Origin of the sequence: Streptomyces morookaense (assembly GCF_013030945.1) — a bacterium.
Lineage (GTDB): Bacteria > Actinomycetota > Actinomycetes > Streptomycetales > Streptomycetaceae > Streptomyces > Streptomyces morookaensis.
The window spans coordinates 40,709-53,862 of sequence record NZ_JABBXF010000029.1 but is presented as its reverse complement, the minus strand read 5'-3'; the positions used below and the strand labels follow the sequence as shown (position 1 = coordinate 53,862).

At 73.1% G+C, this 13,154-nt stretch carries 13 protein-coding genes; 8 read left to right on the top strand and 5 right to left on the bottom strand.

The genetic code is table 11. The annotated features are described in order from the left end of the window. Positions 1-237: 237 nt before the first annotated feature. Both HG542_RS13970 and HG542_RS13965 read left to right on the top strand, forming a co-directional pair. Positions 238-930: a CBS domain-containing protein gene (locus tag HG542_RS13970; RefSeq protein WP_171081199.1), complete on the top strand. Its 693-nt coding sequence runs from the start codon at positions 238-240 to the stop codon at positions 928-930. A gap of 18 nt (positions 931-948) precedes the next feature. Further along, on the top strand, positions 949-1,836 hold the full coding sequence (locus tag HG542_RS13965; protein WP_171081197.1) for a universal stress protein: 888 nt from the start codon (positions 949-951) through the stop codon (positions 1,834-1,836). Positions 1,837-1,859: 23 nt separating this feature from the next. Here HG542_RS13965 and HG542_RS13960 read toward each other — a convergent pair whose 3' ends face one another. Beyond that, positions 1,860-2,462 carry an Rv1733c family protein gene (locus HG542_RS13960; RefSeq protein ID WP_171081195.1) on the bottom strand — a complete coding sequence of 201 codons (603 nt, stop codon included), beginning with the start codon at positions 2,460-2,462 and terminating at the stop codon, positions 1,860-1,862. A 278-nt stretch (positions 2,463-2,740) separates the two neighbouring features. Here HG542_RS13960 and HG542_RS13955 point away from each other — a divergent pair, with 278 nt between their 5' ends. Together HG542_RS13955 and ppk2 are read left to right on the top strand one after the other, a co-directional pair. Beyond that, a complete protein-coding gene (locus tag HG542_RS13955) occupies positions 2,741-3,172 on the top strand; it encodes a pyridoxamine 5'-phosphate oxidase family protein (RefSeq protein WP_171081193.1) in 432 nt (143 codons plus the stop codon). A 34-nt stretch (positions 3,173-3,206) separates the two neighbouring features. Next, complete coding sequence (gene ppk2, locus HG542_RS13950) at positions 3,207-4,019, top strand: polyphosphate kinase 2 (RefSeq protein ID WP_171081191.1); 813 nt, start codon at positions 3,207-3,209, stop codon at positions 4,017-4,019. A 9-nt stretch (positions 4,020-4,028) separates the two neighbouring features. Here the strand turns inward: ppk2 and HG542_RS13945 are convergent, their stop codons facing one another. Both HG542_RS13945 and HG542_RS13940 read right to left on the bottom strand, forming a co-directional pair. Beyond that, complete coding sequence (locus tag HG542_RS13945; RefSeq protein WP_176606542.1) at positions 4,029-4,841, bottom strand: universal stress protein; 813 nt, start codon at positions 4,839-4,841, stop codon at positions 4,029-4,031. 150 nt (positions 4,842-4,991) lie between these two features. Beyond that, positions 4,992-5,417, bottom strand: coding sequence for a cyclic nucleotide-binding domain-containing protein (locus tag HG542_RS13940; RefSeq protein WP_171081186.1), 426 nt, complete (start codon positions 5,415-5,417; stop codon positions 4,992-4,994). Positions 5,418-5,686: 269 nt separating this feature from the next. On the opposite strand from HG542_RS13940, the gene HG542_RS13935 reads away from it, so the two are divergent. Further along, positions 5,687-7,399 (top strand): sensor histidine kinase, encoded by a 1,713-nt coding sequence (locus HG542_RS13935; RefSeq protein WP_171081184.1) that lies wholly within the window; start codon positions 5,687-5,689, stop codon positions 7,397-7,399. A gap of 21 nt (positions 7,400-7,420) precedes the next feature. Here HG542_RS13935 and HG542_RS13930 read toward each other — a convergent pair whose 3' ends face one another. Then, positions 7,421-8,113 (bottom strand): response regulator, encoded by a 693-nt coding sequence (locus HG542_RS13930; RefSeq protein ID WP_171081183.1) that lies wholly within the window; start codon positions 8,111-8,113, stop codon positions 7,421-7,423. Between the two features lie 195 nt (positions 8,114-8,308). Here HG542_RS13930 and HG542_RS13925 point away from each other — a divergent pair, with 195 nt between their 5' ends. From HG542_RS13925 to pflA, 3 genes are all read left to right on the top strand, one after another. Next, positions 8,309-9,211 carry a universal stress protein gene (locus HG542_RS13925; RefSeq protein ID WP_171081181.1) on the top strand — a complete coding sequence of 301 codons (903 nt, stop codon included), beginning with the start codon at positions 8,309-8,311 and terminating at the stop codon, positions 9,209-9,211. A 194-nt stretch (positions 9,212-9,405) separates the two neighbouring features. Continuing rightward, positions 9,406-11,667, top strand: coding sequence for a formate C-acetyltransferase (pflB, locus tag HG542_RS13920; protein ID WP_171081179.1), 2,262 nt, complete (start codon positions 9,406-9,408; stop codon positions 11,665-11,667). Further along, positions 11,664-12,407: a pyruvate formate-lyase-activating protein gene (gene pflA / locus HG542_RS13915; protein WP_171081178.1), complete on the top strand. Its 744-nt coding sequence runs from the start codon at positions 11,664-11,666 to the stop codon at positions 12,405-12,407. The genes pflB and pflA overlap by 4 nt, the downstream gene beginning before the upstream one ends. A gap of 14 nt (positions 12,408-12,421) precedes the next feature. Here the strand turns inward: pflA and HG542_RS13910 are convergent, their stop codons facing one another. Continuing rightward, positions 12,422-13,036, bottom strand: coding sequence for a CBS domain-containing protein (locus tag HG542_RS13910; RefSeq protein ID WP_229922715.1), 615 nt, complete (start codon positions 13,034-13,036; stop codon positions 12,422-12,424). Positions 13,037-13,154 lie beyond the last annotated feature (118 nt).

The following is a 13,154-nucleotide window of genomic DNA, read 5'->3' as shown; positions in this document are numbered from 1 at the left end:
CGCATGCAGACAGGGTGATTGGCCACCAACGTCCCCGATTGGCTGATCCGTTGGTGACGAAGAAGGAAGTTGAACGCCTGCTGCATGTTTTTGACCGGGCCGTGTGCCGGGCTTCGCGGCGGGGCCGGGCAGCCCGCCGGGCAGGGCCCATCGGCACATGGCCGGAGCCGCCCGCCGGGCCGAATGTGGGAGCGCCGGTGAACTCCGGCATCGCAGAGGTCGGAGAGGGAGGCCACGATGAAGGACACTCCGTGCACGGTCGGCGATGTGATGACGCAGACGGTCGTGGCGGTCAGCCGCAGCGCCGCCTACAAGGAAATCATCAGGACGCTCGCACAGTGGAAGGTGAGCGCCGTACCGGTGGTCGAGGGCGAAGGACACGTCGTCGGCATGGTCTCCGAGGCCGACCTGCTGCCCAAACAGCAGTTCAAGGACTGCGACCCCTCCCGCATCGAGCAGCTGCGCCACCTGGACGACCTGGTCAAGGCCGGGGCCGGGACGGCCGGGGAGCTGATGAGCACCCCCGCCGTCACCATCGGCGGACACGCGACCCTGGCGGAGGCCGCGCGCCTGATGGCCCGCAAGGGCGTCAAACGGCTTCCCGTCGTGGACGGGAACGGGCGGCTGACGGGCATCGTCAGCCGCAGCGACCTGCTCAGGGTCTACCTGCGCGACGACGAGGACATCGCCCGCGAGGTGCAGGACGAGATCGTGGGCCACTTCTTCCGCAACAGCAGGCCCACGGCCGAGGTGGCGGTGACGGAAGGGGTGGTCACCGTGACCGGACGGCTTCCCGACCCGGCCATGGTGCCGGTCATGGCCCGGCTGGTACGGGCCGTGGCAGGCGTCGTCAACGTCGAACTGCGCCTCGACGCGCCCCCGGCCGGGCGCCGGATCCCCGAACCGCCCGTCGTCGGACCCCAGTTCTGAGACCTGAAGGAGCACATCGTGTCCCGTACGGCAACTCCCCGGCAGGGCCGGGTCCTCGTCGGCTACGACGGTTCCGAGCATTCCCTGCGAGCCCTGGACCGTGCCGCCGACGAAGCCGCGCGCCGCGGCACCGGGCTGGAGGTCCTGTGCGGCTGGCCCTGGGGAAGGAACCTGGTCCCCGAGTCCGTGATGAGGTGCGGGGACGGCCAAGTCCTCCACGAACAGGCAGGGCTGGCCATGAAGCGGGCCGTCATACGGGTCCACAGGCGCGCCCCCGGCCTGTCCGTGACCCCCACCCTGACCGTCGAAGCGCCCGCCCGCGCACTCGTCCGGTCCGGGCACTCCGCCTGTCTGACCGTGCTCGGCAGCCGGGGCCACGGCGGATTCGCCGGGCTCCTGCTGGGCTCGGTCACCCTGCGGGTGGCCGCCCACACCACGAGCCCCCTGCTCGTCGTCCGCGACGACGTGCGGGGCACGCGCAGGAGCGTCCTCGTCGGCGTCGAGTCCGACGCCGACACCGACGCCCTGCGCTTCGGCTTCGAGGAAGCGGTACGGCTCGGCGCGGACCTGCGGGTGCTGCACGCCTGGCAGTACCCCGCCTCGCCCGGCACGCAGCCCCCGGGACCGCTCTTCCGCGACGACGTGCGCGTACTGGCGAAGGCGGCCGAAGCCGTTCCGGAGTTCGCGGTCGCACCCTTGCGCGACGCGTACCCCGGTGTCCGCGTCCGCACCGAGGCCCTGTGCACGGGGGCCGGCCATGCCCTGACCGAGGCGAGCAGGGAGGCGGACGTCGTCGTCATCGCCGCCCACCGCGCGAGCAGCCGCCTCGGCCTCCAACTGGGGCCGGTCACTCATGCGGTGCTGCACCACGCGCACTGCCCGGTGGTCCTCGTCCCGACCGGCTGAGGCCCCGGCACCGCGTGGCTCCGTCACCCGCGCGACCGCCCCGACCACCGCGGCTCCACCGCCTCCCACTCCGCTTCCCAGCGGGCGTACCGCCGGCGGTTCAGCATCCCGACGAGCGCCGCGCGGGCGCCGCAGTACACGAGGACGAGTCCCGCCCCTGTCAGGCACGCGGCGAACCAGCCGGCCGTCAGCGCCTCCTCGCGCCGCATCGGCGGCTTCGCCGGCCGTCCCGCGCGGTCCACCCAGATCGAGACCCTGTCGCCCTTGGCCGATCCTGCGGGGACGTCCGCAGTGCCGGTCCGTGCCGCACCCGTCGCATCCGTCCAGCGGACGGGTGCCCGTTGCAGGCTGTCCCCGGCGGAGGAGCCCTGTGCGTCCGCGGTGACGCGCGCGGCGATCCGGTGTCGCTGTGCCGACTGCGCGTGCAGCGTGCGCATCTCGGACGCGTAGACGTCCTGGGCGACCAGGACCGGGACCGTCGGCACGGCGAGGATCAGGAGCAGCAGGAGACAGGTGCCGAGCCACGACTGGCAGCGGTCGGAACGCCGTCGCAGCGGGTTGGCCGCCCGCAGGCGGAAGCGGTGCGGGAGTGGCCCTCGCGGGCGGGAGGTGCCTCGTACGTTCATCCTGTGCCTCCCTGAGCGGCAGTCGTCCTGTCCGGCTCGTGCGAGTCCACGGTCGGCCGACCGGGAGGGCGCGGTCACGGGGCCGAAGGGCCTGCGGTGGGGCCGCGCGGGCGGTGGCCGGGGACCGAACGGTCCCTGTCCGGCGGGCACCGGGCCTACCACCATGGGCGGCGCAGGCGAACGGGCCGGGACACCGGCCCGGCCCCGCGGCCGGGCGGCCTCTCCCCGGGGCCGTTCAGCCCTAGCCGGACCGGCGCGGGCCGTGCCTGACTGGTCGCATGGCACGGATTTCCACCCCCGACGACTCCCGGCCGGGTCCGCCGGCCCCGGCGGAGCTCTCCCGGCAGGAGGCGCTGGAGCTCCTCGACGGCGCACGGATCGGCCGCCTGGTCTTCAGCCACCAGGCGCTGCCCGCGATCCGGCCGGTCAACCACGTCCTCCTGGACGACCAGATCATCATCCGGACCCACACCGGTGCCGCCATGCTCGGCCCGGCCCGGGACGGGGCCGTGGTGGCGTACGAAGCCGACGAGTTCGACACTGAGAAGTGCACCGGCTGGAGCGTCGTGGTCACCGGCGAGGCGCACCTGGTGCGGGACCCCGCCCTGCAGCGGCACTACCGGGCGGCGCTCGAACCGTGGATAGGCGAGGAGATGGACCACGTGATCAGCATCAGCCTGGACATGGTCACCGGCTGCCGCATCCGCTGACGCGGCGGCGGAGGGCACACGGGAGGTGGCGGCAGTGACCGGGAACAAACGGCCGGAGCACCTGCCGGGCCGGGCCTACAAGCGGGAGCTGCGCCGGCTCCAGGCCGAGCTGGTCACGCTGCAGGAGTGGGTACGGGCGGAGGGCGAGCGGCTCGTCGTGGTCTTCGAGGGCCGCGACGCGGCGGGCAAGGGCGGCGCGATCCGGCGGGTCACCGAGCGGCTGAATCCGCGGGTCGCCCGGATCGCCGCACTGCCCGTGCCGAACGACCGGGAGCGCACGCAGTGGTATTTCCAGCGCTACGCGGCCGAGTTGCCGGCCGCGGGGGAGATCGTGCTGTTCGACCGCAGCTGGTACAACCGCGCCGGCGTCGAGCGCGTCATGGGCTTCTGCACGGAGGCGGAGCACGCGCGGTTCCTGCGCCAGTGCCCGGTCTTCGAGCGGCTCCTCGTCGAGGACGGGATCCTGTTGCGCAAGTACTGGTTCTCGGTGAGCGACGAGGTGCAGGAGCAGCGGTTCCGCAGCAGGCTGGAGGATCCGACGCGGCGCTGGAAGCTGTCGGCGATGGACCTGGAGTCGATCACCCGCTGGGAGGCCTACTCCCGGGCCAAGGACGAGATGTTCGCGCACACCGACATCCCCGAGGCGCCCTGGTACGTCGTCGAGGGCGACGACAAGCGCGCGGCCCGCATCAATATGATCGCCCACCTGCTCTCGACGGTTCCGTACCACGACGTCCCCCGGCCCGACCTCGAACTCCCGCCCCGCCCGCCCTCCACCGGCTACCAGCGGCCCTCCCGGGACCTCCAGACGTTCGTCCCCGACCGGTCGGCCGAGCTGCCCCGGTGAGCAGACGGCTCACCAGCGCGGGACGACAGCGACCGGGCAGTGCGCGTGCTGGAGCACCGTGCCGTTCACCACGCCCAGCCGGGGCCCGGGGGAGCCGTGCGGGCGTGCGCCCAGCACGAGCAGGTCCGACGCGGCGGAGGCCCGGAGCAGGGCCGTGTGCGTCGGCCCCCCGACGGGGTACGCCAGCAGGGGCACGCCGGGGTGGGCCCGGGTCGCCGACCGCAGCGCCTCGTCGGTGGCGTGTTCGCGCCGCAGCCGGCCCGCGTCCCGCGGGTCACCGCCGGTGCCGGACCAGGCGAACACCGTTTCCACCTCGCACCGCCGCAGCGCCGCCTCGGCGAAGGCGAAGGACACGGCCGATTCCTCCGGGTGCTGCCTGCTGATCCCCACGGTGATCCGGTGGGTGCGGCCGTGGACGTTGTCCGGGCGGCCGCGGACGACCACGGCCGGACAGTGCGCGTGGGCCGCGACCGCCGTGGCCACCGGGCCCAGGAACAGCGAGGTCACCCCTCCGCCCTGTCCGCGGTGTCCGACGACGACGAGGGACGCGCCGTGCGAGGCCTCCAGCAGGGCCATGGTGGCCGCGCCCCACACGGATTCGGCCGTCACCTTGAGCCGGGAGGAGCGCAGCGCGGCACGCTCGGCAGCGAGGTCGCAGACCTCCTCGGCCCGTGCCGCGGAACGTCCGGAGCGCGTACCGTCCGAGCCTGCATGGACGATCCACAGGGGCAGTTCGCGGAGGACGGCCGCGTCGGCCGCCCAGTCCACCGCCTCCAGACTCGCACGGGATCCGTCGGTTCCCACGACGACGGGAAGGTCCATTGTTGCCACCGCCTCCAGGTCCTGCTGTGCCGGTTCGTTCCCACCATCGGCCGTGTCGCGCCAGGGCGCCAGAGGCCACCGGCCTTGTCCGGAGGGCCTGTTGGGCGCTCTTCGGCCGCAACCGGCCCCGGGCGAGCGGGAATCCGCGCCTCAGGGGCCGAGCAGCCGCGTACGGGCCGCGCGGAGCCGGCGGCCGATGACGGTGGCGACATGCGTCAGCAGGGCGTGGTCGAGCAGCGGGTCGCGCTCGCACAGGGCGCGGACCGGGGCCGCCTCGAACTCCCACGCCCGCACGGGGCTGACGGCTTCGGCGCCGAGGTGCCACTCGTGCGGCGGGCACAGCCACGACCAGCCGAGGAGCCCGCCGGGTCCGACGCTGTCGACGACGGCGGGCCTGCGGCCCGGCACCCGGAGGTCGAGGTGGACCGTGCCCGTGCGCAGGACCCAGAACCGGTCCGCCTCGCCGTCCTCCTCGAAGATGCGGGTCCCGACGGGGAACGACACCTCGCGGGCGAGGGCCGTCAACTGCCGCTCCTGGTCCGCCGAGAGGGCGGCGAGAACCCCGGTCCTGGCCATGGCTGTGCTCCTCCTGCCCGGTCGCCCCGCGACCACGTGCCCGATGCCTCCGTCGGCCCCCAGCCTCCGCCGGTGCCGGTGCCCACGGGGTGGGCCGGCCGGTCCCGATGCGAGGGCGAACGGCCCTCGCCGGGCGCATTCCGGGCCCCGGCCCGCCCGGCACGCCGCCGGGCATCCGGAGATCTTGGGCATACCGGGGCGTTCCCTGCGCCGGGGCTCGGTACGGTTGCACCAGGGGGGTGGGCCGGGTACGGGTCGGAGGAGGCGTGTTGAGGAACACCGGGCAAGAGCCGGTGCGGCTGCCGCAGCTCAGGCTGGACGAGCTGCTGGAGGAGCTGCAGGCGCGGCTGGACGCCGCACGCGGTACCCGGGACCGGGTGCACAGCCTGCTGGAGGCCGTGCTCTCGGTGGGGCGCGAGCTGGACCTGGAACATGTGCTGCGGCGCATCGTGGAGGCGGCCGTCGTGCTGGTGGACGCCCGGTACGGCGCCCTGGGCGTGATCGGGCCGGACGGCCGCACGCTGTCGCAGTTCCTGACCGTGGGCCTGACCGACGGGCAGATCGAGGCCATCGGCCCCTTCCCGGAGGGGCACGGCATCCTCGGCGAGCTGATCCGCCACCCGGAGCCGCTGCGCCTGCCCAAGCTCTCCGAACACCCGGCCTCGTACGGCTTCCCGCCGAACCACCCGCCGATGCACAGCTTCCTGGGGGTGCCGATCCGGGTGCGCGACGAGGTCTTCGGCAACCTGTACCTCACCGAGAAGCGCGGTGGCGCGGACTTCGAGGACGAGGACGAGGCGGTGCTCTCCACGCTCGCCGTGGCCGCCGGCGTGGCGATCGACAACGCCCGCCTGTACGAGGAGTCCACGCGGCGCGAGCGGTGGCTGCGGGCGAGCGCCGAGGTGACCACGAGCCTGATGTCGGGCAGCCCGTCGGCGGATGTCATGGTCCTGATCGCCGAGCTGGCCAGGGAGATCACGGGCGCGGAACTGGCGACGTTCTCCCTGCCGCTGGACGGGGACTCCGCACTGACCGTGGAGGTCGCCGTGGGCGCCCGGGCCGATGCGCTGCGCGGTCTGGTGCTGCCGGCCGACGGCTCGCTGGTGGGTGCCGCGTACGAGGCCGGGGAGCCGGTCCACAGCCGTGACATCGGTGCGGATCCGCGCGCCGTCGCGGCATCGCGGGTCCTCGCCGGGTTCGGGCCCGCGGTGGCGGTGCCGGTCATGTCGGGTGCCACGGTGCGGGGCGTGCTGTTCCTGGTACGCGGCAGCGGCCGGCCGGGCTTCTCCGAGCAGGAGACCGGGCCGCTGCTCTCGTTCGCCGGGCAGGCGGCCCTGGCCCTGGAGCTGGCCGAGCGGCGCGCGGACGCCGAGCAGCTGGTGCTGCTCGAGGACCGCGACCGGATCGCCCGTGACCTGCACGATCTGGCCATTCAGCGGCTGTTCGCCACCGGGATGACGCTGCAGAGCGCCGACCGGTTCATCGACCATGCCGAGGCGTCGGAACGCGTCCGGCGGGCCGTCGACGACCTGGACGAGACGATCAAGATCATCAGGTCGGCGATCTTCGGCCTGCGGGCCAGGGAGGCCGCTCCCCAGCACGGCCTGCGCACCCGGGTCGTCCAGAAGACGGGCGAGGCCGGCCGGATCCTGGGCTTCGCCCCGAGCCTGCGGATGGAAGGCCTGCTGGACACGCAGGTGCCCCGTGCGGCCGCCGAGGACGCGGCCGCCGTGCTGGAGGAGGCGCTGGCCAACGTGGCCCGGCACGCGCAGGCGACGTCCGTGGACGTGTCCGTCGTCAACACCGGCGAGCAGCTGGTGGTGACCGTCGCCGACAACGGTGTCGGCATACCCGAGGGCGGGCGGCGCAGCGGGCTGCGCAACCTTGCCGAACGTGCCGAACAGCACGGCGGCGCACTCGAGTTCACCGGGCGCCCCGGCGGCGGCACGGTCCTCACCTGGCGGATCCCGCTCACCGGGTAGCGCCCCTGACGGGGCGCCCTCCTACGGCGTGTTGCCGCCCTTGGCCGCCTCCGTGGCGATCACGGCCGCCTGGATGCGCCGCTCCACGCCCAGCTTGGCGAGCAGCCGGGAGATGTGGTTCTTGACCGTCTTCTCCGAGAGGAAGAGCCGCTCACCGATCTGACGGTTCGTCAGCCCCTCGCCGATCAGCGCGAGGATGTCGCGCTCGCGCGGGGAGAGGTCTGCCAGCCGCTCGTCCTCCGGCTCGCTCCCGGCGTCCTGCGCCCCGCGCAGCGTGGTCATCAGACGGGCGGTGGTGGCGGGGTCGAGCATCGACTGGCCGGTCGCGACCGTGCGGACGGCGGTCACCAGGTCGGAGCCCTTGATCTGCTTGAGGACGTAGCCGGCGGCCCCCGCCATGATCGCGTCGAGCAGCGCGTCGTCGTCGTCGAACGAGGTGAGCATCAGGCAGGCCAGACCGGGCATCCGCGACCGCAGCTCCCGGCAGACCGTGATGCCGTCACCGTCCGGCAGCCGCACGTCCAGCACCGCGACGTCCGGCCGGAGGGCCGGACCCCGGACGAGCGCCTGGGCGATGGTGCCCGCGTCGCCGACGACCGTGATGTCGTCCTCGGCGTCCAGCAGATCCTGGATGCCGCGCCGGACGACCTCGTGGTCGTCCAGCAGGAACACCCGGACCGGCTGCTCCGCCGAGAACGTCCTTGACCTGTCCACAGCTCCCGGCTCCCGTCGGCTCGTTCCCGTGCCCTGCGCACGTCTCCTGCTTCCGAGGATGGGCCAAAGCAGTACAAGCCGCCATGGGCCGGTCGGCCCACCCGGCGGTCCGGGCCGGCCCCTGCCGCACTCCGGGCGCGCGGCGGACGCTGGCCTCGTCCCGCACCTCAGTCCCGAGGACCCGAGGAGACAGACATGTCCGGTGCCACCACTGCCCGCAAGAGCCGGGTCCTGGTCGGCTTCGACGGCTCGGCACGCGCCCTTCCCGCGCTGGACCTCGCCGCCGACGAGGCCTTACGGCGCGGAACCACCCTGGAGATCCTGTGCGGCTGGCCCTGGGGCAGACACCGGTCTCCCGACATGGCCATGGCACCCGGCGGCCCCTCGCTCCACCAGCTGTCCCGCGCCTCCCTGGACCGGGCCGTCACCCGCGTACACGGCCGCGCACGCCACCTGCCCGTCGTGCCGACGCTGACCACAGAGCCCGCCGCCAGGGCACTGGTGCGCGCCGGACGCACCGCAGCACTGACCGTCGTCGGCACCCGCGGCCACGGAGGCTTCGGCGAGCTGCTGCTGGGATCGGTCACCCTGCGCGTGGCCGCCCACTGCACCGGCCCCCTGCTCGTCGTCCGCGGTTCGGCGACGAACGAGCGGAACTGCGTCCTGGTGGGCCTGGAGTCGGAGGCCGACCTCGGCGCGCTCCGCTTCGGCTTCGAGGAAGCGGCCCGCCGCGGTGCGGTTCTGCGCGTGCTGCACGCCTGGCGCTACCCCGCGGCCCCGAGCCTGTGCCCCCCGGCGCCGTTGCAGTGGGACGACGTGCAACTGCTGGCGAAGTCCGCCGAGGCCGTGCCGGAGTACGCGGTCGCCGCCCTGCGCGGCGAACACCCCGGGGTCGAGGTCGACACGGTGGCCATGTGCCTCGGTGCCGGGCACGCGCTCACCGAGGCGAGCCGGACGGCCGACGTCGTCGTGGTCTCCGCCCACCGCCGCGCCCGCCGGCTCGGCCTCCAGCTCGGGCCCGTCACCCACACCCTGCTGCACCACGCGCACTGCCCCGTGGCGCTCGTGCCGGACACCCGCAGCGGCCCGACGCCGTGACCGGCTTCCGGGCCGAAAGTCCTTCCCGCCCCGGGACCTGCGACCCGCCACCGGCGCCCCGGAAGGGGACCGGTCGGCGGGGAGCCGGACCCCGGCGGCCCTGTGCGCAGCCGGGGCCGGGCGACGAGCATCGGCTGTGCGGACGCCGGCCCGACCGCCGCGACCGGCGTCGCCGACGAGTACGGAGACAGAAGATGACCGCAGTGGCCGAACCGACCGTGGACACCTCCGCGCAGCCCTGGCGCGGCTTCGCCGGGACGTGCTGGCGCGAACACGTGGACGTGCGCGACTTCATCCAGGCCAACTACACGCCCTACGAAGGCGATTCCGCCTTCCTGGCAGGCCCGACCGGGCGCACCCGGGCCGTGTGGGGCAAGGTGACCGCACTGTTTCCCGAGGAACGCCGCAAGGGCGTCCTCGACGTCGACGCCGCCACGCCCTCCACCATCACCGCGCACGCCCCCGGCTACATCGACCGCGACCGCGAACTCGTCGTCGGCCTGCAGACCGACGCCCCGCTCAAGCGCGCCATCATGCCCAACGGCGGCCTGCGTATGGTGGAGAACGGCCTCCGCGCCTTCGGGTACGAGCCCGACCCGTTCGTCACCAGGGTCTTCGGCACCTACCGCAAGACCCACAACGACGGTGTCTTCGACGCCTACACCCCCGCGATGCGCCGGGCCCGCAAGGCCCACATCATCACCGGGCTGCCCGACGCCTACGGCCGCGGCCGGATCATCGGCGACTACCGCCGCGTGGCGCTGTACGGCGTGGACCGCCTGATCGAGGCCAAGCAGGCCGAACGGGCACTGCTCGACGACCAGCCCTCCACCGAGGCCGTGATCCGCGACCGCGAGGAACTGGCGGAACAACTGCGCGCCCTGGACGAACTCACGCGCATGGCCGCCGGCTACGGCTGCGACGTCTCCCGTCCGGCCGCCACCGCCCATGAGGCCGTGCAGTGGCTGTACCTGGGCTACCTGGCGGCGGTCAAGGAGCAGAACGGCGCCGCCATGTCGCTCGGCCGCACCTCGACCTTCCTCGACATCTACCTCGAACGCGACCTGGCCGAAGGCCGGATCGACGAGGAGCGTGCCCAGGAACTGATCGACGACTTCGTCATCAAGCTGCGCATCGTCCGCTTCCTGCGCACCCCCGAGTACGACGAGCTGTTCTCCGGCGACCCCACCTGGGTGACGGAGTCCATCGGCGGCATCGGAACCGACGGCCGCCCCCTGGTCACCCGCACCTCCTTCCGCTTCCTGCAGACCCTCTACAACCTGGGACCGGCACCCGAGCCCAACCTCACCGTGCTGTGGTCGCCCCGTCTGCCCGACGGCTTCAAGCGCTTCTGCGCCCGCGTCTCCATCGACACCAGCTCCATCCAGTACGAGTCCGACGAGCTGATGCGGCCCTGCACCGGCGACGACACCGCCATCGCCTGCTGCGTGTCGGCGATGGCCGTGGGCAGGCAGATGCAGTTCTTCGGAGCCCGCGTCAACCTCGCCAAGGCGCTGCTGTACGCGGTCAACGGCGGCCGGGACGAGATCTCGGGTGAACAAGTCGCCCCGCCCATGACCCCGTTGACGGGCGAGTACCTGGACTACGAGGAGCTCACGGAGGCCTACGGCCGTGTCCTCGACTGGCTCGCCGGCACATACGTCGACGCCCTCAACGTCATCCACTTCATGCACGACAAGTACGCCTACGAACGCATCGAGATGGCGCTGCACGACCACCCGGTGCGCCGGACCATGGCCTGCGGCATCGCCGGGCTCTCGGTGGCCGCCGACAGCCTCTCCGCGGTCAAGTACGCGCGCGTGAAGGTGATCCGCGACGAGAGCGGGCTCGCGGTCGACTACGCGGTGGAGGGCGACTACCCGGCCTACGGCAACAACGACGACCGTGCCGACGAGCTCGCCGTCGGGCTCGTACGGTCCTTCATGGGCAAGATCCGTCGGCATCCCACGTACCGGGACGCCGAGCACACCCAGTCCGTCCTCACCATCACCTCCAACGTCGTCTACGGCAAGCACACCGGCAACACCCCCGACGGACGCCGGGCCGGGCAGCCGTTCGCTCCGGGCGCCAACCCCATGAACGGCCGGGACCGGCACGGCATGGCCGCCTCCGCCCTGTCGGTGGCCAAACTCCCCTACGAGGCGGCCCGCGACGGCATCTCGCTGACCTCCACCATCACCCCCGCCGGTCTCGGACGCAGTCCCGAGGACAGGGTGACGAACCTGGTGGGCCTGCTCGACGGCTACATGGCCTCCGGCGGCTTCCACATGAACGTCAACGTCCTGGACCGCGCCACGCTGGAGGACGCGATGGAACACCCGGAGAAGTACCCGGACCTGACCATCCGGGTCTCCGGATACGCCGTGAACTTCGTCCGGCTCACCCGCGAGCAGCAGCAGGACGTCATCAGCCGCACCTTCCACGGTGCCGCGTGAACAACGCCGCACCGCCGGTGGGCAGGATCCACTCCTGGGACCTGTCCACCGGCGTCGACGGGCCCGGTACCCGCTTCGTCCTGTTCACCAGCGGCTGCCCGCTGCGCTGCCTGTACTGCCAGAACCCCGACACCTGGCACATGCGCGACGGCCGCACGACGACCGTGGACGAGGTGATGGCGGAGATCACCAAGTGCCGTGCATTCCTGGCCGCTTCGGGCGGGGGAGTGACCCTCAGCGGCGGCGAACCCCTGCTCCAGCCCGCCTTCACCGGCGAGATCCTGCGCCGGTGCAAGGAGGCCGGCCTGCACACGGCCCTCGACACCTCGGGGAACCTGGGGGACCGGGCCGGCGACGCCCTGCTCGGCGACACCGACCTGGTGCTGCTCGACATCAAGTCCTTCGACAGCGCCCGCTACCGCAGGCTCACCGGCGGCGAGTTGGCGCCCACCCTGCGCTTCGCCCGGCGACTGGACGCGCTCGGGATCCCGGTCTGGGTGCGGTACGTACTCGTCCCCGGCTGGACCGACCAGGAGGCCGACGTCGACGGCCTGGCCGCCTTCGTGGCGGGGCTGTCCGCCGTCGAACGCGTCGACGTCCTGCCGTTCCACAAGCTCGGCGCCGCCAAGTACACGGCACTCGGCCTGCCCTTCCCCCTGCGCGACACCCCGGCGCCGCAGCCGGACCTGGTGAAGCGGGTGTGCGAGCAGTTCCGGGCGCACGGGCTCAGGGCGGACTGACCCGACCGGGGCCGTCAGTCCGCGGTTTCCACGGCGGGAACCAGCCGGTTCACCACGCCGATGACGCCGTCCACCCGCCAGGCGAGCCGGATCGCGGCCCAGGCGTCCGGGCCGCGGTCCACGCGTCCGTCCAGAGTGACCACCCCGTCCGCGACGGAGACGGCCACGGAGCCGGGCGGCGGGCCGAGGGGGCGGCCGAGCATCTCCGCCACGTCGGCGCGGATCTCCTCGTCCGTCCGCAGGAAGACCCGCAGCAGGTCGTGCCGCGTGACGATGCCGATCAGCCGGTCCTCCTCGTCCACCACCGGAAGGCGGTTGACGTGGTGGCGCTCCATGACCCGCGCGGCGTCCGAGACCCGTTGCTCCGGGTGGACGGTGACGGCAGGGGTCGACATCAGCCCCTGCACCGTCCCCGCGCCGGGCCGGCCGTTCGCCCGCACACCGGCCGCCTGATGGCGGATCAGGTCCGCTTCCGAGACGACGCCGAGCACCTTGTCGTCGTCGTCCACCACCGGCACACCACTGACGCGCCGCCGGTCGAGCAGAAGCATCAGATCCGCGAACGTGGTGTCGCCGCACGCATGGGCGACCTCGCGCGTCATCACCTCACCGACTGTCCGGGACTTCACCGCAGACCTTCCCTCTCGCCGATCCTCGTGCGCCGCGAACACGCGGCGTCCTTCCAGCTTCGCGCGCGGGCCCGGCCGATGCAGGGGCCGAGCGTCCCCGACCGGCGGCCCGAAGCGC